Here is a 21,544-nt window from a genome sequence, read left to right on the forward strand (position 1 = left end):
GTTCAGCGATTCGGCCAACCGGACGCCGCGCCGCAAATCGCCTTCTCCCCGCGTCGGCACTCAGTCGGGCATGCGAGTCTTGGTACGCACCACCCGCGACGACCGATCTTGCTGGAGGACCGGTGGCCCAGCCGACCACGCCCGACGCCCCGACACCGAACGGGGCGGCCCCGGAGACACCCGCGCCGGTGATCACACCGGCGCAGGACGCCAGCCTGCTGGAACGGGCGTTGTTCGAGATCAAACGGGTCATCGTCGGGCAGGACCGGATGGTGGAGCGGATGTTCGTCGCGCTCCTCGCCCGCGGGCACTGCCTCCTCGAGGGCGTCCCCGGCGTGGCCAAGACGCTGGCCGTGGAGACGTTGGCCAAGGTGGTCGGTGGCGACTTCGCCCGGGTGCAGTTCACCCCGGACCTGGTCCCGGCGGACATCATGGGCACCCGGATCTACCGACAGTCCAGCGAGAAGTTCGACGTCGAGCTGGGCCCGGTCTTCGTCAACTTCCTGCTCGCCGACGAGATCAACCGGGCCCCGGCGAAGGTGCAGTCGGCGCTGCTGGAGGTGATGAGCGAGCAGCAGGTCTCCATCGGCGGCGAGACGCACCGGGTGCCGAATCCGTTCCTGGTGATGGCGACCCAGAACCCGATCGAGCAGGAGGGCGTCTACCCGCTGCCGGAGGCGCAGCGGGACCGCTTCCTGATGAAGATCGTGGTCGGGTACCCGACGGACGCCGAGGAGCGGGAGATCGTCTACCGGATGGGGGTGGCCCCGCCCGAACCGGCGCAGGTCTTCACCACCGACGACCTGCTCGCCCTCCAGCGCCGGGCCGACCAGGTCTTCGTGCACAACGCGCTGGTCGACTACGCCGTCCGGTTGGTGCTCGCCACCCGGGCCCCCGCCGAGCACGGCATGCCGGACGTGGCCCGGCTCATCCAGTACGGGGCGAGCCCGCGCGCCTCGCTCGGCCTGATCCGGGCGACCCGGGCGCTGGCCCTGCTGCGCGGCCGGGACTACGCCCTGCCGCAGGACGTGCAGGACATCGCCCCGGACATCCTGCGGCACCGGCTGGTGCTCAGCTACGACGCGCTCGCCGACGACGTGCCGGCCGACCACGTGGTGCACCGGGTCATGTCGACCATCCCGCTGCCGTCGGTGGCGCCCCGGCAGCAGGCCGGCCCGGTGCACCCGGGCAGCGCGCCGCCGGCCGCCGGCTGGCCCGGGCAGCGGCCGTGACCTCTCCCGTCCGGCCGGCCGACGCGGGTGGGGAGCGCACCGAGGCCGTGCTGTCCCGGTTGCAGCTGCTGGTCACCCGCAAACTCGACGGCCTGCTCCAGGGCGACTACGCCGGGCTGCTGCCGGGGCCCGGCAGCGAGGCGGGGGAGTCCCGGGAGTACCGCCCCGGTGACGACGTGCGCCGGATGGACTGGCCGGTCACCGCCCGGACGACCATGCCGCACGTGCGTCGTACGGTGGCCGACCGGGAGCTGGAGACCTGGCTGGCGGTGGACCTCTCGGCGAGCCTGGACTTCGGCACCGGACGTTGGCTGAAGCGGGAGGTGGTCATCGCGGCGGCGGCGGCGCTCACCCACCTCACCGTCCGGGGCGGCAACCGGATCGGGGCGGTGATCGGCACCGGCGCCGAGCCGGCCGCGCCCGCGGGCCGGTGGCGCGGCGCACCGCCACCGGCCGGGCCCGGGGTGCTGACCCGGGTGCCGGCCCGGCCCGGGCGGCGGGAGGCGCAGGGCCTGCTGCGGGCGCTCGCCGGCACCCCGGTCCGGCCGGGCCGCAGCGACCTCGGCGCGCTGGTGGACCTGCTGAACCGGCCGCCGCGCCGCCGGGGCCTGGCCGTGGTGATCTCCGACTTCCTCGCGCCGCCGCAGCAGTGGGGTCGGCCGCTGCGTAAGCTGCGGGTCCGGCACGACGTGCTGGCGATCGAGGTGGTCGACCCGCGTGAGCTGGAGCTGCCGGACGTGGGGGTGCTGCCGGTGGTCGACCCGGAGACCGGGGAGCTGCACGAGGTGCAGACCGCCGATCCCCGGCTGCGCCAGCGGTACGCCGACGCGGCCGCCGCCCAGCGCGAGGCGATCGCCGCCGAGCTGCGCGCCGCCGGCGCCGGGCACCTGCGCCTGCGTACCGACCGAGACTGGCTGTTGGACATGGTGCGTTTCGTGGCCGCGCAACGGCACGCCCGCACCCGGGGGACGACTCGATGATCCGTTTTCTGCAACCGTGGTGGCTGCTGGCCCTGCTGCCGGTGCTCGCCCTGGCCGCGCTCTACGTCTGGCGGCAGCGTCACCGCCGGGCGTACGCGATGCGGTTCACCAACGTCGACCTGCTGCGGACCCTGGCGCCGAAGGGGCTGGGCTGGCGGCGGCACGCCGCCGCCACCGCGTTCCTGCTCTGCCTGGTGGCGCTCGCCACCGCGATGGCCCGGCCGGCGGTGGACACCCGGGAGCCGCTGGAGCGGGCGACCGTCATGCTCGCCATCGACGTCTCGCTGTCGATGCAGGCCGACGACGTGGCGCCGAACCGGTTGGAGGCCGCGCAGGAGGCGGCCAAGCAGTTCGTGGGCGAGCTGCCGGCGAGCTACAACCTGGGGTTGGTCTCCTTCGCGAAGGCGGCCAACGTGCTGGTCGCCCCCACCAAGGACCGGGCGGCGGTGACCGCGGCCATCGACGGGCTCACCCTGGCCGAGGCGACCGCCACCGGCGAGGCGGTCTTCACCTGCCTGGAGGCGATCCGTTCGGTGCCCGCCGACGGGGCGGCCGGCATCCCGCCGGCCCGGATCGTGCTGCTCTCCGACGGCTTCCGCACCTCCGGCCGGTCGGTGGAGGAGGCCGCCGCGGCGGCGCAGGCGGCGAACGTGCCGGTCTCCACCATCGCCTTCGGCACCGACTCCGGACAGGTGGACATCGGCGGTCAGCTCCAGCGGGTGCCGGTGGACCGGCTGGCGCTGGCGCAGCTGGCCGAGACCACCGAGGGCTACTTCTACGAGGCGGCCTCGGTCGCCGAGCTGAAGCAGGTCTACCAGGACATGGGGAGCTCGATCGGGTTCCGCACCGAGCCTCGCGAGGTCACCCAGTGGTACGCCGGGGTGGCCCTGCTGCTGGCGCTCTGCGCGGGCGGGATGAGTCTGCTCTGGACGTCCCGGATGCTGTGAGGCCCGGGTGCCGGGCACCCGGGGACGCCGGGTGCCCGGCGACGGTCAGTGACCGCCGCCGGCCAGCATGAAGATGACGGCCACCCAGACGGCGGCGAGGGTGAAGCCCAGCGGGGCGACGTAACGGCTCATGGACGGCTCCGGGTGGCGACTGGACGGTCCGCGTGCGGGGGGCGGACCGCAGAGCTGGATCAGGAAGCGCACACGAAGTCGTGACCGGGGTGCTCCGCCGCGGCGCGTTCCGGACCGGAACGGCGCAGGCCGGCCGTCCCGGCGGTCGGCCGGGAGGCGGTGCGGGGAGCGGGAGCTGGGTCAGCTGCCGACTGAGTCGTGGCTCAGCGGGGCTGACGGACGGCCCGGCCACGACTGGGAGGATCGCTATCTCGCACAGCGATCACCTCCTGCGGTCGGTGGGGCCCGGAACGCGGACCGCACACCGGCCCGCAGACGCCGATCATCGTACAACGGGGACAGCGTGCGCGCGCACTCGGCCGATCGGCTGCACCGCTCGGGCCGCCGCGTTCCCCGCCTCGCCCGGTGCGCGTCTAGGGGGCACTCGACGACGCGGCCAGCTGGGGCCAGGGCGGCCGCGGTTCCGCTCCCGCCCGCCGTCGGGCGGATCCGACGCCTCGTGCCCCGCGATGACGTGGTCGGAGTTAGCGCTTACCTGCCGGTAACGCCTAGGCTCCGACCGACGCAGAGATCAGGAGCAGAGGGGGACCCGTGGCCCGTACCGTGCTGGTGACCGGCGGCAACCGGGGGATCGGCCTGGCCATCGCGCAGGCCTTCGCCGAGCAGGGCGACCGGGTCGCCGTGACGACCCGCAGCGGCGAGGCCCCGGCGGGGCTCTTCGCCGCGAAGTGCGACGTCACCGACGCCGCCTCCGTCGACGCCGCCTTCGCCGCCGTCGAGGCCGAGCTGGGCCCGGTCGAGGTGCTGGTGGCCAACGCCGGCATCACCGACGACACGCTGCTGATGCGGATGTCCGAGGAGCAGTTCACCGGGGTGCTGGACACCAACCTGACCGGCGCCTTCCGCTGCGCCAAGCGGGCCTCGTCGAAGATGCTCCGGGCCAAGTGGGGCCGGATGGTCTTCATCTCCTCGGTGGTCGGGCTGTACGGCGGCGCCGGCCAGGTCAACTACGCCGCCAGCAAGGCCGGCCTGGTGGGCGTGGCCCGCTCGATCACCCGTGAGCTGGGCAGCCGCAACATCACCGCCAACGTGGTCGCGCCCGGCTTCATCGACACCGACATGACCGCCGCGCTGCCCGAGGAGCGCCGCACCGAGTACCGCAAGGCCATCCCCGCCGGCCGGTTCGCCGACCCGGCCGAGGTCGCCGGGGTGGTCACTTGGCTGGCCTCCGACGCGGCCGGCTACATCTCCGGCGCCGTCATCCCGGTCGACGGCGGCCTCGGCATGGGTCACTGAGAAGATCTGACGGAGGAAACTGCAATGTCCGGACTGCTCGCCGGTAAGCGGCTGCTGGTCACCGGTGTCATCACCGACGCCTCGATCGCCTTCTCGGTGGCGAAGCTCGCCCAGGAGAACGGCGCCCAGGTCGTGCTCACCGGCTACGGCCGGCTCTCCCTGGTCGAGCGGATCGCCAAGCGGCTGCCCGAGCCGGCGCCGGTGATCGAGCTCGACGTGACCAACCCGGAGCAGCTCGCCGGCTTGGCCGACAAGGTGCGCGAGCACGTCGACGGCCTGGACGGGGTGGTGCACTCGATCGGCTTCGCCCCGCAGAGCTGCCTCGGCGGGGGGTTCCTCGACGCGCCGTGGGAGGACGTGGCGACCGCGTTGCAGGTCTCCACGTACTCGTACAAGTCCCTGGCCATGGCGGCGCTGCCGCTGATGTCCGCCGGCGGCGCGGTGGTCGGCCTCACCTTCGACGCCACCAAGGCGTGGCCGGTCTACGACTGGATGGGCGTGGCCAAGGCCGGGCTGGAGTCTGCCTCCCGCTACCTGGCGCTGCACCTGGGCAAGCAGGGCATCCGCAGCAACCTGGTCGCCGCCGGGCCGCTGCGCACCATCGCCGCCAAGTCCATCCCCGGCTTCGACCAGTTCGAGGACGCCTGGACCGAGCGCGCCCCGCTCGGCTGGAGCCTCACCGACCAGGAGCCGGCCGCCCGGGCCTGCCTGGCGCTGCTGTCGGACTGGTTCCCGGCCACCACCGGCGAGATCGTCCACGTCGACGGCGGTTACCACGCCATCGGCGCCTGATCCTGACCCGGCGGCGTCCCCGACCGCCGACCGCGCGAACCGCGTGGCCGGAGCAGGGGGCGTCGCCGCCGTGCCCCGGCCGACCGGCAAGAATGGACCCATGGCGTACGACGCGTTGGTGCTGGTCTCATTCGGCGGCCCGGAGCGGCCCGAGGACGTGCTGCCCTTCCTGCAGAACGTGACCCGGGGCCGGGGAGTGCCGCCCGAGCGGCTCGCCGAGGTCGCCGAGCACTACCTGCACTTCGGCGGGGTCTCCCCGATCAACCAGCAGTGCCGGGAGCTGCTCGCCGCGATCCGGGCGGACTTCGCGGCCAACGGCGTCGACCTGCCGGTCTACTGGGGCAACCGCAACTGGGACCCGATGCTCGCCGACACCGTCGGGCAGATGCGCGACGACGGGGTGAAGCGGGCGCTGGCCTTCGTCACCAGCGCGTACGGCGGCTACTCCTCCTGCCGGCAGTACCAGGAGGACATCGCCGCGGCCCGTTCCGCGGTCGGCCCGGACGCCCCGGTGATCGAGAAGCTGCGTCAGTTCTGGGACCACCCGGGCTTCGTCGAGCCGCACGCCGACGCGGTGCGGGCCGCGCTGGCCCAGCTCGACCCGGCGAAGCGGGAGACCACCCGGGTGGTCTTCACCGCGCACTCCATCCCCAGCTCGGCGGCGGCGACGGCGGGCCCCAACGGGGGCCGGTACACCGCCCAGATGGCGGAGACCGCCCGGCTGGTGCACGCGGCCGCCGCCCCGGACCTGCCGTACGACCTGGTCTGGCAGAGCCGGTCCGGCCCGCCGCAGGTGCCGTGGCTGGAGCCGGACATCAACGACCACCTGACGGCGCTCGCCGGGTCCGGCGTGACCAGCGTGGTGGTCAGCCCGATCGGCTTCGTCTCCGACCACCTGGAGGTGGTCTGGGACCTGGACACCGAGGCGCTGGAGACGGCCAAGCAGCTCGGCCTGGACTTCGTCCGCGCCGGCACCCCCGGCACCGACCCGCGGTTCGTGGCGATGGTCCGGGAGCTGGTGGCCGAGCGCACCACGCCGGACGGGGAGCGGCTGCGTCGCCGCCTCGGTGAGCTGCCGATGTGGGACACCTGCCCCACGCCGTGCTGCGTGCCCGCCGCCCGCCGGACCTGAGCCGACCATCCCCGACAACCCCTGGGACGAACAGATGCATGACCGCAAGCCGGTGCAGAGCTGGCTCACCGACATGGACGGCGTGCTGGTGCACGAGGGCCAGCCGGTGCCCGGCGCGCCGGAGTTCGTCAAACGGTTGCGCGTCTCCGGCAAGCCCTTCCTGGTGCTCACGAACAACTCGATCTACACCCCGCGCGATCTCCAGGCCCGGCTGGTCCGGATGGGGCTGGACGTGCCGGAGGAGGCGATCTGGTCGTCGGCGCTGGCCACCGCCCAGTTCCTCGCCGACCAACGGCCGGGCGGCACGGCGTACGTGATCGGGGAGGCCGGGTTGACCACGGCCCTGCACGCGGTGGGGTACGTGCTGACCGACTTCGCCCCGGACTACGTGGTGCTGGGGGAGACCCGCACCTACAGCTTCGAGGCGATCACCAAGGCGGTCCGGTTGATCAACGACGGGGCGCGGTTCATCTGCACCAACCCCGACGTGACCGGCCCGTCGGTGGAGGGCGCCCTGCCCGCCGCCGGCTCGGTCGCCGCGATGATCTCCAAGGCGACCGGGGTGGAGCCCTACTTCGTCGGCAAGCCCAATCCGATGATGATGCGCTCGGCGTTGAACACCATCGAGGCGCACTCGGAGAGCACCGCGATGATCGGCGACCGGATGGACACCGACATCCTCTGCGGCCTGGAGGCGGGGCTGGAGACCATCCTGGTGCTGACCGGGATCAGCAGCCGCGTCGAGGCGGAGCGCTACCCGTACCGGCCGTCGCGGATCGTCGACTCGGTCGCGGACCTGATCGACGAGATCTGACGCCCCCGGGGGCAGCGGCTCACGCCGCCGCCGTCAGGGGCGCAGCGGGGCGTTGCAGGCGGCGACGAGGGCCTGCCGGCAGGCGGTGGTGAGCGGCCGGAGCGCGGCGTCGCGCTGCTGGGCCTCGTAGTTGTTGATCGCGCCGCCGGGGGCGCTGTGCCCGGCCAGGGCGAGCACCCGGTCCAGCACCGCGGCCCGGGCGAAGAGCCGGCGGGCGCGCGGGTCGAAGCCGGGTGGCAGGTCGGTGGCGCCGTCCGGGCGGCGCAGCGCGGCGAGGGCTCCGGCCAGCTCGGGCCGCCACTGCGCCACGTCGAGCCGGGTCAGCGCGGCGGTCGTCTCGGCCAGCGCCGTGGCCAGCTCCGCCTCCGCCTCGGCCGCGCCGGGCGTGCCGAGCGACGCCTTCGGCGCGTCGACGGGCAGCGGGTAGACCCGCCAGAGCACGGTCTCGAAGGTCACCCCGGAGCCGGAGGTGTGGGTGCGCACCTCGGGGATGAACCCGAGGGAGCCGGCGACGACGGCCTCGCCGGCGAGCAGCGCGGCCCCGGCGAAGTCGCCGGGCCCGGGGAGCCCGCGGGGGTCGCCGGGGGCGGGCAGCACCAGCCGGATCTCGTCGGGTGAGGTCCGGGCCAGGCTGGGCAGCGCGTCCCGCAGCGGGACGTCGGTCCAGGTGCCTGGGGCGTCGGCGACCAGGTGCTCCTCGTCGCCGGCGATCTCCTCGGCGACCTCGTCGAAGGGCACCAGGCCGGCGCGCCAGGCGCGCACCCAGGCGACGAAGCGGCTCGACCGGCGTGCGGCCAGGGTGGCCGCGCCCGTAGCGGGGGAGGACATGCGGAAAGGGTACGTGCTTCCCGCCGTCGCTGTCTCGACTGCCGCGCCACCCCCGCCGCGCCCCTGTCGATCATGCGATTGTCCTGGGCGGAACGCCCCGATCCGAGCCCTTCGTACGGCCACCGCGCCGCGGCCGGCCCGGCCCGCCGCTTGATCGTGCTACTTCCTGGATGTGGTGGCCTGACCCCGACGCGGACACCACTGCTTCCAGGATCCAGCGCGATCTTGCCTCGGGGTGGCGGCGGGACGGATGGTGCCGCTGGGGTTAGCGTGGTGGGCGTGGTGGGGCGTTATGGCGACGACGTGTTGGCGGGGGACTGGCGGCGGCGGAAGGTCACGCCCGAGGTGGACGCCGAGGTCGACCTCGTGGTGGAGGACGCCGACTCGGGGTTCTGCGGCGCGGTGGTCGGTTTCGAGTCCGGGGCGGTGGTGCTGGAGGACCGGCACGGCCGGCGGCGCAACTTCCCGCTGCTGCCGGCGGCGTTCCTGCTCGACGGCCGGCCGGTCACGCTGCGCCGGCCGGCGCGGAACCCGGTGCCGGCGGCCCGGCGGCGGACCGCCTCCGGCTCGATCGCGGTCGACAACGTCCGGGCGCAGGTCGCCAAGGCCAGCCGGATCTGGGTGGAGGGTGTCCACGACGCCGCGCTGGTGGAGCGGATCTGGGGTGACGACCTGCGGATCGAGGGCGTGGTGGTGGAGCCGCTGGACGGCATCGACGCCCTCGACGCCGAGGTGCGCGACTTCGCCCCCGGCCCGACCCGCCGGCTGGGGGTGCTCGTCGACCACCTGGTGCCCGGCTCCAAGGAGAGCCGGATCGTGGCGCGGGTGAACTCGCCGTACGTGCTGGTCACCGGTCACCCGTACGTCGACGTCTGGCAGGCGGTCAAGCCGTCGGCGCTGGGCATCGCGGCCTGGCCGGTGGTGCCGCCCGGCCGGCCGTGGAAGGAGGGCGTCTGCGCGGCGCTCGGGGTGGCCGAGCCGGCGGCCATGTGGCGGCACATCCTCTCCCGGGTGGACAGCTTCGCCGACGTGGAGACCCCGTTGATCAACGCGATGGAGCGGTTGATCGACTTCGTCACCGAGCCGGCCTGACGGTCGGGCCGGGGCGCGTCCCGGCCGGCTCAGGGCGCCTGGTCGGGGGTGCGGGTGAAGACGAACGTGGCGATGTCCAGGGCGACCACCCGACCCGCCCCGTCCCGGACGACGGTGAGGATCTCCCCGTCCTGGCCGCCGGAGTGGCCCCGCCAGCGGTCCGGCCCCTCCCGGGTGAACCGCAGGGACCGCTGGCCCACCGGCCCGCCGTGCAGTTCGCCGGTGCCGTCGTCGACCCGGAACTCGTACTCGATCCCCATCCACCACCAGCGGCCGGTCAGCTCGGTCAGCTCGGCCGGCGGCGGCGCGGCGGCGGGGCGCCACGGCGTCACCGGCGCCGGCTCGGCGTCCAGCACCAGGGTGAGCACCTGCCGCGCCAGCCCGCCGAGGTGGGTGCCGCGCAGGCCGTACGAGTTGGCGAAGCCGACCACCGCGGTACGGCTGGGCCGGTGCACCGTCAGCGTCGAGACGTACCCGGGCATCGAACCGCCGTGCCCGACGTGCACCCGGTCACCCTCGCGGTAGAGCTCCAGCCCCAGGCCGTGCCCGCCGCGCCAGGAGTCGAGATCGCTGATCGCCACCGGCGCGCACATCTCGGTCAGCGTCGCCGGGGCGAGCACCGCCGGGTCGGGGTCGGCGAGGAAGGCCGCCCAGCGGGCCAGGTCGTCGACGGTCGACCAGAGCTGCCCGGCCGGCGCCATCGCCCCGGTGTCGGTCCGCGGCTCCTCCCGCAGCGTCTCGTCCCACGGGTGCACGACGTAGCCGCGGGCGTACGGCTCGGTGGCGTGGTAGGTGGTGCGGTGCAGGCCGAGCGGCGTCAGGACGCGCTCCCGCAGCAGCTCGGCCCAGGGCGTCCCGGTGACCCGCTCCAGCACCCCGCCGAGCAGCCCGTACGCCAGGTTGGAGTAGTGGTAGGCGCGGTGCGGCGGGTAGGCGATCTTCGCCGGGGTCAGCGCCGCGAGCAGGGTGGCCAGGTCGGTGCCCTCGGTCCGCTCCCACCACTGCCCGTCCGGCTCCCGTTGCAGGCCACCGGCGTGCCCGAGGAGCTGGCGCAGGGTCGGCGCGCCGACCGCGGTGCCGGGCAGGTGCCGCTCCAGCGGGTCGTCCAGGGCCAGCCGGCCGGCGTCGCGCTGCTGCATCACCAGCACCGCGGTCATGGTCTTGCTGATCGAGCCGAGCCGGTACTGCAGGTCGGCGTCGGGACGCGGGTGGTCACCGGCGGCGGCGAGGTGGGTGAGCGTCCCGTCCCGGACCACGCCGAGGACCAGCGACGGCGCACGGCCGGTGGCCTGGGCCGCCGCGACGAGGATGTCGACCTGGCGGGCGGTTTCGGGCAGCAGGGGCACGAGTCCTCCTCGGCGGGTGCGGGTCCGCCCGAGCTTACTGATCATGTGGGGCGGCGGGGACGTGCATCGGCGTGTCACGATCGTGGGGTGGACGCCGTGGTGTGGATCGTGCTGGGTGTGCTGTTGGCGGTCGCCGAGGTCTTTACGACGACGCTTTTCCTGATCATGTTCGCGGCGGGCGCGTTCGCGGCCGCCGGTGCCGCGGCGCTCGGTGCCCCGATCCCCGTGCAGGCGTTGGTCTTCGCCGTGGTCTCGGCGTTGTCGGTGGCGGTGGTGCGGCCGGTCATCAGGCGGCACGCGGGCAGCGCGCTGGAGACTGGCGACCGGCCGTTCGGGGTGGAGGCGCTGGAGGGCGTCACCGCGCTGGTGCTGGAGCGGGTGGACGCCGGGCGCGGGCTGGTCAAGATCGACGGTGAGTTGTGGAGCGCGCGGCCGTACGACGCGACGCAGGCCTTCGAGCCCGGTGAGCGGGTGCAGGTGATCAAGGTCCAGGGCGCCACCGCCCTGGTCTGGCAGGACGACATTTCCTCCCCCGGCGAGTTGCCGGAAGCGAAAAGGTGAGCGGTATGGAGTTTGCAGCGGTCCTGTTGGTGGCCGTCGCGCTGATCGTCGTGGTGGTGCTGGTCAAGGCGGTACGCATCGTGCCGCAGCAGCGTCAGGACGTGGTGGAGCGGCTCGGAAAGTACAAGCGCACCCTGAACCCGGGCCTGAACCTGCTGGTTCCCTTCATCGACGCGGTGCGCACCAAGGTCGACATGCGCGAGCAGGTGGTCAGCTTCCCGCCCCAGCCGGTGATCACCTCGGACAACCTGGTCGTGTCGATCGACACGGTCCTCTACTACAAGGTGGTCGACGCGGTCCGGGCCACCTACGAGATCGCCAACTTCATCCAGGCGATCGAGCAGCTCACCGTGACCACCCTGCGGAACGTGATCGGCTCGCTGGACCTGGAGCGGGCGCTGACCAGCCGCGAGGAGATCAACCGCCACCTCTCCGGGGTGCTGGACGAGACCACCGGGCGCTGGGGCATCAAGGTCACCCGGGTGGAGATCAAGGCGATCGAGCCGCCGGCCAGCATCCGGGACTCGATGGAGAAGCAGATGCGCGCCGAGCGGGACCGCCGGGCGGCGATCCTGACCGCCGAGGGGCACAAGCAGTCGCAGATCCTCACGGCCGAGGGCGAGAAGCAGTCGGCGGTGCTGCGCGCCGACGGTGACCGGCAGGCCCGGATCCTCCAGGCCGAGGGGCAGGCCAAGGCGATCCGTACCGTCTTCGACGCCATCCACCAGGCCAACCCGAGCCAGAAGGTGCTGGCCTACCAGTACCTGCAGGCGCTGCCGCAGATCGCCAACGGCACCGCGAACAAGGTGTGGATCGTGCCGGCGGAGCTGACCAAGGCACTGGAGGGCATGGGCGGCGCGCTGGGCGGGCTGGCCGGCATGGTCGGGGACCTCCCGGCGCCGGAGGCGGCCGACCACGCCAGCCAGGTGGAGCGCGAGGCCGCGGAGGCGGCGCGGGCCGCGGCCAGCGCCGCCCAGGAGATCCACGACGAGGTACGCGTCGCGGAGGCGCAGGCCAGCGGCGGCAAGACCCCGCAGGGGCTGCCCGCGCCGGAGCCGGTCTCCCCGGCGAGCCTGGTCAACGACCCGGCGGACCAGCGCGAACGGGGCTGACCCACGCGACGTCGCCCACCGGCGACAAATGCGAGAAAGACTCATGCGGCGCTCCGGCGCCTGCCACGATCGGTCCTGATGGACGGGTGGTGGTCAGGAGCCGGGGCGCCGAATGCGTCCCCCGCCGCTCGTCGGAGTCGAGCGAGGTGAGGCATGAAGGATCCGGCGCAGAGCCTGTTCTCCCGCACTCCCGTCCCCGGCGCGCACGACCCGGCCGGCCCGCTGGGCACCCGGCGGACCGGTGGGGGCTTCGGGGTGCTGCCCTTCGTCGGTGACCCCGGGCCGGCCGCGCCGGCCACCAACGCCAGCTGGGCCTGGTCGCTGCGGCGCTTCGCCCGGGCGTCGGTCTGGCTGCTGCCGGCGTACGCGGTGCTCTACGGCGTGGTCGCGATGGCCAGCGACGGCGGGGTCGGCAACGACCCGTACCCGGCCGACGGGCAGCCGCTCTACCTGGTCGGCTGGGTGGCCGCGGTCTGGCTGGGCCTGCTCGCCCTGCTGGCGCTGACCGGCCTGCTGGCCGCCACCCGCAGCCGCCGGGTCGCCGTGGCCGGGCTGCTCACCAGCATCGCCGGCACCGTGCTGATGCTGCCCTTCGCCGGGCTCGCCGAGCAGACCCCGGTCTTCGGCACCACCGCCCGGATGCTGGTGCTGGTCGGGGCCACCTGCTACAGCGCGGGCTGGCTGCTGATCGGCTGGTCGGTGTCCCGCTCCGGGATGTTCAGCATCGGCGACGGGACGATGCTGATGATCGCCGCGCCGCTGCTCGGACTCGGTGGGGCGCTGATCGGGTCGCTGCAGACCTTCGGCGCGATCTTCGTGCTGATCGCCGGCATCGGCATCGGCTACCGCTCCGGTCGTCTGGTGCCGGCGGCCATCGCCCGGGACGCCGCGAGCGCCAGCGTCTCCACCCCGGCCGCCCCGGGCCCGGACGGCCCCCAGGGCCCCCTCCCCGCCGCCTGACCACCCCGCGCCCCACCCCCGCCCGGCCCGTCGGGATGACGCAAACCGCTTGATCAGCCCGGCGGGGGACGGCGGGTCCGGGAGGGGACGGATGGGTGCGGGCGGGGACGGGAGTGGGGAAGTCGCCGCGCGGTCACGGTGAGTTGGCTGACAATCGTCGGTCCAACTGGCCCGCTCGGGTCCCACCTGGCAATCCTGGGTGTCATGCCCCACCCCCGGTCGCCGCTGTCGCGGCTCTTCACCGTGCTGCTCGCCGGCCTGCTCGCCGGCCTCGCTCTCGCGGTCGCCGCGCTGCCGGGCAACCTGCTGGCCGGTTTCGCCACCCGGTCGGTCCTCGGGGCGTTCGCCGAGCTGCCGTCCGCGCTGCGCACCCCGGCCACCCCGCAGCGCTCCTACGTCTACGCCAACGACGGCACCACGCTGCTGACCACGTTCTACGACGTCAACCGCACCGACGTGCCGCTGGCCGAGATCGCCCCGGTGATGCGGCAGGCAATCGTCGCGATCGAGGACCGGCGCTTCTACTCCCACGGCGGCGCCGACCTGCGTGGCCTGGCCCGCGCCGTGGTCGCCAACCTGACCGGCGGCGCCTCCCAGGGCGGCTCCACCCTGACCATGCAGTACGTCCGCAACGTGCTCAAGACCGACCCCAGCCGCACCGCGGCGGAGCGGGCCGCCGCCACCGAGCAGACCGTCGGCCGCAAGCTCCAGGAGATCCGGTACGCCACCGCGTTGGAGAAGACCCTCGGCAAGGACGAGATCCTCAACCGCTACCTGAACATCGCCTACTTCGGCTCCGGGGCGTACGGGATCGCAGCGGCCAGCCAGCGCTACTTCGGCAAGGCCCCGGCCGACCTGACTCTCGGCGAGGCCGCCCTGCTGGCCGGTCTGGTGCAGTCGCCGGAGGAGTACAGCCCGATCGACGGTGACGTGGACGCGGCGCTGGCCCGGCGAGGGCAGGTGCTCGACGCGATGGCCGACACCGGCGTGATCACCGCCGCGCAGGCGGCGCGGGCCCGGGTCGAGAAGCTCGCCCTGCGCCCCACCGCGCAGGTCAACGGCTGCACCGCGACCCGCGCCGACGGCGCCGGCTTCTTCTGCGACTACCTGCGTCGCTGGTGGCTGGAGCAGCCCGCCTTCGGGGACACGGTCGAGGAGCGGGAGCAGGCGCTGCGCCGCGGCGGCTACCGGGTGGTCACCTCGCTCGACCCGGACGTCCAGGCCACCGCCGTCGAGGAGGTCCGGAAGGTCTACGCCGCCGACGACGAGCGGGCGCTGCCGATCGCGGCGGTCGAGCCGGGCACCGGCAGGGTGCTCGCGATGGCGGTCAGCCGCCGGTACGGCGTCGGCGAGAACCAGACCGTCAACCCGCTGGTCTCCGGCGGCGGCAGCGTCGAGGGCTACCAGGCCGGGTCGACGTTCAAGCTCTTCACCATGCTCGCCGCGCTGGAGTCCGGCCGGACGCTCTCCACCGGCTTCGACGCGCCCAGCCGGCTGCCCACCCGGTACCCGGCCGAGGGTGAGGCCAGCTGCGACGGCAGGTGGTGCCCGGCGAACGCCAACCCGGCGCGGATGGACGGCTACCGGATGATGTGGGACGGCTTCGGCCGCTCCGTGAACACCTACTTCGTCTGGCTCGCCGAGCAGGTCGGCCAGGACAAGGTGGTGGAGATGGCGCAGCGGCTGGGCATCAGGTTCCGCGCCGACGCCGACGCGTCCTTCGCCGAGAACGACGCGGCCGACTGGGGCGCGTTCACCCTCGGTGTCGCCGCCACCACCCCGCTGGACCTGGCCAACGCCTACGCCACGGTGGCGGCCGAGGGGACGTACTGCACGCCCACGCCGGTGGAGTCGGTGACCGCGCCGGACGGCACGCGGCTGCCGGTGGGCGCCCCGTCCTGCAGGCGGGTGCTGAGCCGGGACGTGGCCCGCGCGGCCACCGACGCGGCGCGCTGCCCGGTCGGGCAGCAGTCGGCGTACGGGCAGTGCAACGGCGGCACGGCCAGCGGCGTGGACCGGATCGTCGGCCGCCCGGTCGCCGGCAAGACCGGCAGCTCGGAGCGGAACGCCACCGAGACCTTCGTCGGGTTCACCCCGCAGGTCGCGGTCGCCGGCATCGCGGCCAACCCGGACGACCCGAGCGACGCGGTCGGCGGCCCGGTGCAGGCGCAGGTCATCGCTGCGGTCGCCCGCACCATCCGCAGCGCCGTCGAGGGCGAGCCGGTCCGCGACTTCACCGCGCCCAGCCGCGAACTGGCCGGCGAGCCGCGCCGCCCCGAACCGCCGCGCCCGTCCCCGAGCCCGCGGGAGCGTCAGCGGGAGCGGGAGCTTCCCGCCGACATCCTGCGCTGGCTCCAGGAGCGCCGCGGCTGAACCGGAACGGGGCCTCGCGCCACGGGAAGGGGCCCCTGCCGACAACCGGGTGGCCTGCGCCGCTCGGCGGCACCGCCCCGCCCGGCGCGTCACCGGTACCCGGCAGAATCGTCGGATGCCCGTCCACCAGATCACCGACCCCGACGACGACCGGATCGCCGACTACCGTGCGCTGACCGACGTCGAGCTACGTACCCGCTGGGAGCCCCCGCACGGACTCTTCATCGCCGAGGGTGAGCTGGTGCTGCGGCGGGCGCTGCGCGCCGGCTACCCGGCCCGGTCGTACCTGGTGGACGCCAAGCGGGCCGACCAGCTCGCCGACCTCGACACCGGGGACGCGCCGGTCTACGCGGCCACGCCGGACGTGCTCCAGCGGGCCACCGGCTTCCACGTGCACCGGGGTGTGCTCGCCTCGTTCCGGCGCAAGCCGCTGCCGGACGCGGCCGACGTGCTCGCCGCGGCCCGGCGGGTGGTGATCCTCGAAGACGTGAACAACCATACGAATCTGGGCGCGATCTTCAGGGCGGTAGCGGGGCTCGGGGTGGACGCGGTGCTGCTCTCCCCGACCTGCGCCGACCCGCTCTACCGGCGCAGCGTACGGGTCAGCATGGGCGAGGTCTTCGCCGTGCCGTACGCGAAGCTGGAGCCCTGGCCGGACGCGCTCGCCGAGGTCCGGGCGGCCGGTTTCACGGTGCTGGCGATGACCCCCGCCCCGGACGCGGTGCCGATCCAGCGGCTCGACGCGGCGCAGCGGGCCCGCGCGGCGCTGCTGCTCGGCGCCGAAGGGGCCGGGCTGACCCCGGCGGCGATGCGGGCCAGCGACGCCCGGGTGGTCATCCCGATGCGCCGCGGCGTCGACTCACTCAACGTGGCCGCCGCGACCGCGGTGGCCTGCTGGGAGCTGGGCCGCGACGACCCGCTCTGACCGGGCCGGGCGGGATGTCGGCGTACGGAGTCACGGACGGTAGCGTGTCGCCCGTGTTCCCCACCGTCCGTGAGGTCCTGGCGCTCGACCCGGTACGCCACGGCGCTCCGCGCCTGGTCGCCGGGGACGCCGCCCTGGACCGGCCGGTCCGCTGGGTGCACGTCGCCGAGGTGCCCGACATCGCCACCCTGCTCGGCGGCGGGGAGCTGGTGCTGACCACCGGCATCGGGTTGCCCGCCGACGACGCCGGGCTGCGGGCGTTCATCAGCGACCTGGCCGACGTCGGCGTCTCGGGGCTGGTGGTGGAGCTGGGCCGACGGTACGTCAGCGGGGTGCCCCGGGTGATGGTGGCGGCCGCCGAGCGGCGCGGGCTGCCCCTGGTCGAGCTGCGTCGGGCCACCCCGTTCGTGCGGATCACCGAGGCGGTGCACGCGCTGATCGTCGACGCCCAGCTCACCGAGCTGCGGGCCGCCGAGGAGATCCACCAGCGGTTCACCGAGCTGTCCGTGGAGGGCGCCGGCCCCGCCGAGGTGGTCCGGCAGGCCGCCGAGCTGGCCGGCTGCCCGGTGGTGCTGGAGAACCTCTCCCGTCAGGTGCTGGCGTACGACCCGGCGGGGGAGAGCGCCGAGCTGCTGCTGGACGGCTGGGAGCAGCACTCCCGCCGGATCCGCCCGGCGGGGCGGACCGCGTACGACGCCGACAGCGGCTGGCTGGTGACCACGGTGGGCGCCCGGGGGCAGGACTGGGGTCGGCTGCTGCTGCGCTGGCCCGGCGCCGGCGACCTGACCGGCGCAGGCGTCGACGCGCGCCCGGCCGGCGCACCACCGACCCGGCTGACCATCCTGATCGAACGGGCCGCCTCCACGCTGGCGCTGGGCCGGCTGATCCGGCGCGACGCCGAGGGGCTGGAACGGCAGCTGCACCGCACCCTGCTCACCGCCCTGCTCGACCATTCCCGCCCGGTGGACGAGGTCGCGCTGCGGGCCAGGGCGCTCGGCGTCACCCTCGACCGGCGGCACCTGGTCGGGGTGGTGGTCCGGCACCGCCTCGACGAGCCGGCCGGGGAGCCCGGTGTGCCGGGGGAGGGTGGCCTCTCCGTCGACGCCGCTCCGGAGGCCGGTCCGGCCCGGCTGCGGGATCTCGCCGAGGCGGTCGGCCAGGCGCTGCGGGAGGCGAAGCTCACCGCGCTGACCAGCGCCGTCGACGACCAGGCCGTCGGTGCGCTGCTCGCCCTCGCCGACCCGGCCGCCGAGGAGCGCGCCCTCGCCGCGTTCGCCACCGCCCTGCGCCGCATCCGGCTGGACGCCGCTCCGGCCCGCCCGGCGGCCGGCCGCGCCGACGCCGCACCGGCGGGGACCGCGCGGCCGACCGCCGGGCGGGCGGAGCCGCCGGCGAGCCGGCCGGCCGCCGTCCGGTCCGATCCGGGGCCGGTGACCGGTCGGGCGGACGCGGGACCGGGCCCCGCCCGCGCCGGGACGGGCGGGATTGTCCGGCCGGGGACGGGGGGCGCCGCGGGACGGGCGGGCGGCCCGACGCCGAACGCCGTCATCGTGGCGGCCGGATCCGGGGTGGGCAGCCTGCGGGAGGCGCGGCGGTCCCTGATCGAGGCCCGGCAGATCGCCGACGCGGCCCGGCGGGACCGGCGCGACCTGCCGATCTTCCGGCTGCCGCACGTCGGGCTCGCCGGCCTGCTGCACCTGCTGCGCGACGAGCCGCGGGTGCAGACCTTCGTGGAACGGGAACTGGGGGCGCTGCTCGCCCACGACGCCCGGCACCCGCGCGAGCAGCTGCTCGGCACGCTGCGGGCGTACCTGGAACAGGGCCGCAACAAGTCGGCGGCGGCCGCCGCGGCGCACCTGTCCCGGCCGGCGTTCTACGAGCGGCTGGCCCGCATCGCCCGGATCCTCGACGTCGACCTGGACTCGGTCGACGCCTGCCTCTCACTGCACGTCGCCCTGCTGGCCCTGGACGCCATCCGCACCCCCTGACCCGCCCACCCGCCCACCCGGCCCCGTCGCCCTGTCGATCATGAAGTTGTTCTCATCCGCTGCGGCGTGTCGCGGCGGTAACTTCATGATCAACGAGGGCGAACGAGGGGGAGGGGGTGGGGAGGGTCAGGTGAGGGATTCGAGGGACTTGGTGTAGGGGGCGGGGACGAAGTTCGGGCCGCCGGGGGTGAAGACGTCGGAGTTGGCGGCGGCCGACCAGGCGGTCTCCGGGACGGCGTCGACCAGGGCGCGCACCACCGGGGCGTCGCGCCACTGGTCCTGCTCGGCGAGCAGGCCCAGCGCCACCACCGACTCCTCCACCTCGCCGACGCACTCGAACGGCTTGTGCCCGTCCACGCCGAGCAGCTCCCGGTAGCCGGGGAGCTGGGTGGCGTCGGCCAGCAGGTCGCCGCCGAAGATGCCGACGATCCGCTCCCGCGGCATGAACGGCGCCATGGCGAGGAAGACGAACCGGCACTTCGGGCAGTTGCGGCACCAGCGCTCGCTGGCGTCGCGCAGCTTGAACGCCGCGTTGCAGCTGGTCACCACGGCGTCGTACCGGTCGATCCCGGCGAAGAGCCGGGCGATGTGCAGCTCCGACAGCGAACGCAGCAGGGAGAAGTACGGCTCGGTGAGACCGGCGTGCTCGGCCAGCGCCGCCCGCAGCAGCCCCTCCGCCTCGACCCCCTTGGACCACTGGTGGTTGATCTCGTGACCGTTCCAGACCAGGTTCGGATCCGAGGCGGAGCGCTCGTTGGACATCACCACCGGGCCGAGGCCGTGCAGCACCGCCGTGGCGACCGCGATCAGCGAGTTGATCGCGGTGACCGGGATGTGGCCGTTGAGCGCGCCGGCCGCGTTCAGGTCGAACAGCACCGGGTCGATCCGCCGCCGGGCGGCGAGGGCGTCCAGCCTGGACGCCTCGTTCACCGAGACGATCACGTGGTTCGGGTTGACCGAGAAGGGCACCGGGTCGAAGCCGGCCCGGCGCAGCGCCTCCAGGCTGACGATCGAGTCCTTGCCGCCGCCGACCGCGGAGAGCGGACGCCGGTCGGAGTCGTCGTGCACCCGGGCGGGGGAGACCTCCCCGGCCGGCACCTCCGGGCGCAGCTCGAGCACGTGCGGCAGCTGGTTGCGGTACGCGTACTCGGCCAGGCCCTTGGTGTAGACGGCCGTGACCAGCTCGGCGGCGGCCGAGCCCAGCGGCGCCGGCAGCACCAGCCGGCGCGGCGCGGCGGCCTTGTAGTAGCTGACCCCGGCGACCACGTGCAGCAGCTCCAGGACCCGGCCCAGGCTGGCCACCGTCTCGTCCGACGGCGGGTCGGCCGGCAACGGTAGCGTGATCACCTCGGTGAACCGCTGCTCGCCGTCGGGGCCGGTCAGGGCGTAGTCGAACAACGCCTCACCGGTGGCGAGATCGATCGAGTAGGACGGGAAGGTGAAGGCGTCCATCCGCCGAAGCTGTCCGTTAGGCACAGGTCATACTAGTCCGGGCCAACCCGGACGCGAGCGAGGAGATCACACGTGCACCTGTCTGACCTGCGCGGACGTTCCGTGGCTGTCTGGGGGACGGGCCGTGAGGGCATGGCCGCCGCCAGGGCCGTCGCCGCGCACGGTCCGGCCAGTCTCGTCGCCGTGGACGACCGGACGAACTTCCTGGCCCTGCCCTGGGAAGGCCCGCTGGCGGAGGCTGCACCGCTGGTCACCGGCGAGGAGGGTCTCGCCGCGCTCACCGCTGCCGATGTGGTGGTCCGCTCTCCCGGTGTGCCGCAGACCCACCCGTGGATGATCGAACTGCGGCGCCGCGGGGTCCTCGTGACGCAGGGCACGGCGCTGTGGATGGCCGATCACGCCGACCGCACCGTCGGGGTGACCGGCAGCAAGGGCAAGAGCACCACCTCCAGCCTGATCAGCCACCTGCTGACCGCGGCCGGCCGGCCGAACGTGTTCGGCGGCAACATCGGCGTGCCGACGCTGGAGATGCCCGAGGCCGAGCTGTATGTGCTGGAACTCTCCAGCTACCAGTGCAGCGACCTGACCGACTCACCGCGGGTCTCCGTGGTCACCGCGCTCTTCCCGGAACACCTGGACGCGCACGGCGGCGAGCGGGAGTACTACCGGGACAAGCTGAACCTGCTCGCGCACGGCCCGCAGGCTGTGGTGGTCAACGGGTCGGATCCCCGGCTGGCCGTGGAACTCGGCGACCGCGCGGCCGTCCGCGCCGGCTCGCCGGACACCACGCACGTCGCCACGGGCCCGGACGGCACCCCCTGGTTCCACCTGCGCGACCAGCCGCTCTTCCCGCGCGCGGTGCTGCCGCTGGTCGGCCGGCACAACGAGGGCAACCTCTGTGTCGCCCTCGCCGTACTCGACGTGCTCGGCGTCGACGTGGTGGAGCTTAAGGACACCCTGGCCGTCGCGGTCGCCGGGTTCCAGGGCCTCGCCCACCGGCTCACCGAGATCCCCGACCCGTCCGGCCTCGTCTTCGTCGACGACACCCTGGCCACCAGCCCGTACGCGGCCATGCACGCCATCGACGCCTACGACGGCAGGCCGTTGACGGTGATCGTGGGCGGCACCGACCGGGGGGTGGACTACACGCCGCTGCGCGACCACCTGGCCGAGCGGGAGATCACCGTGATCGGCATTCCGGACAGTGGTCCGCGGATCATCGAGGCGCTCAGCGGGCTGCCCGCAGTGCGCACCGAGCTGGCAGAGGACCTGGCCGCCGCGGTGGGACTGTCCCGCAAGCTGACCCCGGCCGACGGGGTCGTGCTGCTGTCACCGGCCGCGCCCAGTTACGGACGGTTCCGCAACTACGAGCACCGCTCCGAGGCGTTCCGCGAGGCGATTGTGGAGACCGCAGCCCGCTGAGCGGCTCGGCGTCCGCCCCGGACCATGCGTCGTGGCGGGGCTCGTCCGTCCGGTATTTCGGCGCCTGCTCGGGCGCCGGTCATGAGGGCGGGTACCCGCAGACGCAGTGATCCTATCAGAACCGTTGCCGTGGAACAGTCGGTTTTCGGTACCTCGCGCC

19 protein-coding genes are annotated in these 21,544 nt (G+C 74.2%); 15 read left to right on the forward strand and 4 right to left on the reverse strand.

Annotated features, from left to right (window positions below; genetic code table 11):
• The first annotated feature begins 122 nt into the window (after positions 1-122).
• Genes AC5L3Z_RS09455 through AC5L3Z_RS09465 form a run of 3 tightly spaced genes read left to right on the forward strand, consistent with a single transcriptional unit; the run spans position 123 to position 3,159 of the window.
• Positions 123-1,232, forward strand: coding sequence for an AAA family ATPase (locus AC5L3Z_RS09455; protein WP_494841114.1), 1,110 nt, complete (start codon positions 123-125; stop codon positions 1,230-1,232).
• Positions 1,211-2,212 carry a DUF58 domain-containing protein gene (locus AC5L3Z_RS09460; protein WP_494841284.1) on the forward strand — a complete coding sequence of 334 codons (1,002 nt, stop codon included), beginning with the start codon at positions 1,211-1,213 and terminating at the stop codon, positions 2,210-2,212. Before AC5L3Z_RS09455 ends, AC5L3Z_RS09460 begins: the two co-directional genes overlap by 22 nt.
• The gene (locus AC5L3Z_RS09465) at positions 2,209-3,159 is read left to right on the forward strand and encodes a VWA domain-containing protein (RefSeq protein WP_494841116.1); all 951 of its coding nucleotides are present in this window, start codon (positions 2,209-2,211) and stop codon (positions 3,157-3,159) included. Before AC5L3Z_RS09460 ends, AC5L3Z_RS09465 begins: the two co-directional genes overlap by 4 nt.
• A 45-nt stretch (positions 3,160-3,204) precedes the next feature.
• Here AC5L3Z_RS09465 and AC5L3Z_RS09470 read toward each other — a convergent pair whose 3' ends face one another.
• Entirely contained in the window at positions 3,205-3,363 is a 159-nt protein-coding gene (locus AC5L3Z_RS09470) for a hypothetical protein (protein WP_334527404.1), read from the reverse strand.
• A 519-nt stretch (positions 3,364-3,882) separates the two neighbouring features.
• Here AC5L3Z_RS09470 and fabG point away from each other — a divergent pair.
• The 4 genes from fabG to AC5L3Z_RS09490 all read left to right on the forward strand — a co-directional run bounded on the left by fabG (position 3,883) and on the right by AC5L3Z_RS09490 (position 7,325).
• Positions 3,883-4,587 carry a 3-oxoacyl-ACP reductase FabG gene (gene fabG / locus AC5L3Z_RS09475; protein ID WP_494841118.1) on the forward strand — a complete coding sequence of 235 codons (705 nt, stop codon included), beginning with the start codon at positions 3,883-3,885 and terminating at the stop codon, positions 4,585-4,587.
• 24 nt (positions 4,588-4,611) lie between these two features.
• Positions 4,612-5,379, forward strand: a complete 768-nt coding sequence (gene fabI / locus AC5L3Z_RS09480; RefSeq protein ID WP_334527393.1) for an enoyl-ACP reductase FabI — start codon at positions 4,612-4,614, stop codon at positions 5,377-5,379.
• Positions 5,380-5,479: 100 nt separating this feature from the next.
• Positions 5,480-6,511, forward strand: a complete 1,032-nt coding sequence (locus AC5L3Z_RS09485) for a ferrochelatase (RefSeq protein ID WP_494841120.1) — start codon at positions 5,480-5,482, stop codon at positions 6,509-6,511.
• Positions 6,512-6,545: 34 nt separating this feature from the next.
• Positions 6,546-7,325: an HAD-IIA family hydrolase gene (locus AC5L3Z_RS09490; protein ID WP_494841121.1), complete on the forward strand. Its 780-nt coding sequence runs from the start codon at positions 6,546-6,548 to the stop codon at positions 7,323-7,325.
• 33 nt (positions 7,326-7,358) lie between these two features.
• Here the strand turns inward: AC5L3Z_RS09490 and AC5L3Z_RS09495 are convergent, their stop codons facing one another.
• Positions 7,359-8,153: an Rv1486c family protein gene (locus AC5L3Z_RS09495; protein WP_334527379.1), complete on the reverse strand. Its 795-nt coding sequence runs from the start codon at positions 8,151-8,153 to the stop codon at positions 7,359-7,361.
• A 279-nt stretch (positions 8,154-8,432) separates the two neighbouring features.
• Here AC5L3Z_RS09495 and AC5L3Z_RS09500 point away from each other — a divergent pair, with 279 nt between their 5' ends.
• Complete coding sequence (locus tag AC5L3Z_RS09500; protein ID WP_494841122.1) at positions 8,433-9,245, forward strand: DUF3097 domain-containing protein; 813 nt, start codon at positions 8,433-8,435, stop codon at positions 9,243-9,245.
• Positions 9,246-9,274: 29 nt separating this feature from the next.
• Here AC5L3Z_RS09500 and AC5L3Z_RS09505 read toward each other — a convergent pair whose 3' ends face one another.
• A complete protein-coding gene (locus AC5L3Z_RS09505) occupies positions 9,275-10,591 on the reverse strand; it encodes a serine hydrolase domain-containing protein (RefSeq protein ID WP_494841124.1) in 1,317 nt (438 codons plus the stop codon).
• A gap of 87 nt (positions 10,592-10,678) precedes the next feature.
• On the opposite strand from AC5L3Z_RS09505, the gene AC5L3Z_RS09510 reads away from it, so the two are divergent.
• From AC5L3Z_RS09510 to AC5L3Z_RS09535, 6 genes are all read left to right on the forward strand, one after another.
• A complete protein-coding gene (locus AC5L3Z_RS09510) occupies positions 10,679-11,152 on the forward strand; it encodes an NfeD family protein (protein WP_494841126.1) in 474 nt (157 codons plus the stop codon).
• 5 nt (positions 11,153-11,157) lie between these two features.
• Positions 11,158-12,264, forward strand: a complete 1,107-nt coding sequence (locus tag AC5L3Z_RS09515) for an SPFH domain-containing protein (protein WP_494841128.1) — start codon at positions 11,158-11,160, stop codon at positions 12,262-12,264.
• A 153-nt stretch (positions 12,265-12,417) separates the two neighbouring features.
• Complete coding sequence (locus AC5L3Z_RS09520) at positions 12,418-13,224, forward strand: hypothetical protein (RefSeq protein WP_494841130.1); 807 nt, start codon at positions 12,418-12,420, stop codon at positions 13,222-13,224.
• Between the two features lie 138 nt (positions 13,225-13,362).
• Positions 13,363-15,597 (forward strand): transglycosylase domain-containing protein, encoded by a 2,235-nt coding sequence (locus tag AC5L3Z_RS09525; RefSeq protein ID WP_494841132.1) that lies wholly within the window; start codon positions 13,363-13,365, stop codon positions 15,595-15,597.
• Positions 15,598-15,712: 115 nt separating this feature from the next.
• Positions 15,713-16,522: a TrmH family RNA methyltransferase gene (locus tag AC5L3Z_RS09530; RefSeq protein ID WP_494841134.1), complete on the forward strand. Its 810-nt coding sequence runs from the start codon at positions 15,713-15,715 to the stop codon at positions 16,520-16,522.
• 53 nt (positions 16,523-16,575) lie between these two features.
• Positions 16,576-18,510: a PucR family transcriptional regulator gene (locus tag AC5L3Z_RS09535; protein ID WP_494841136.1), complete on the forward strand. Its 1,935-nt coding sequence runs from the start codon at positions 16,576-16,578 to the stop codon at positions 18,508-18,510.
• A 126-nt stretch (positions 18,511-18,636) separates the two neighbouring features.
• Here the strand turns inward: AC5L3Z_RS09535 and AC5L3Z_RS09540 are convergent, their stop codons facing one another.
• Positions 18,637-19,986, reverse strand: a complete 1,350-nt coding sequence (locus tag AC5L3Z_RS09540) for a MurL-like N-terminal domain-containing (protein WP_494841137.1) — start codon at positions 19,984-19,986, stop codon at positions 18,637-18,639.
• Positions 19,987-20,034: 48 nt separating this feature from the next.
• On the opposite strand from AC5L3Z_RS09540, the gene murD reads away from it, so the two are divergent.
• Positions 20,035-21,384: a UDP-N-acetylmuramoyl-L-alanine--D-glutamate ligase gene (murD, locus tag AC5L3Z_RS09545; RefSeq protein ID WP_494841139.1), complete on the forward strand. Its 1,350-nt coding sequence runs from the start codon at positions 20,035-20,037 to the stop codon at positions 21,382-21,384.
• Positions 21,385-21,544 lie beyond the last annotated feature (160 nt).

This window comes from Micromonospora sp. LZ37 (assembly GCF_059359015.1).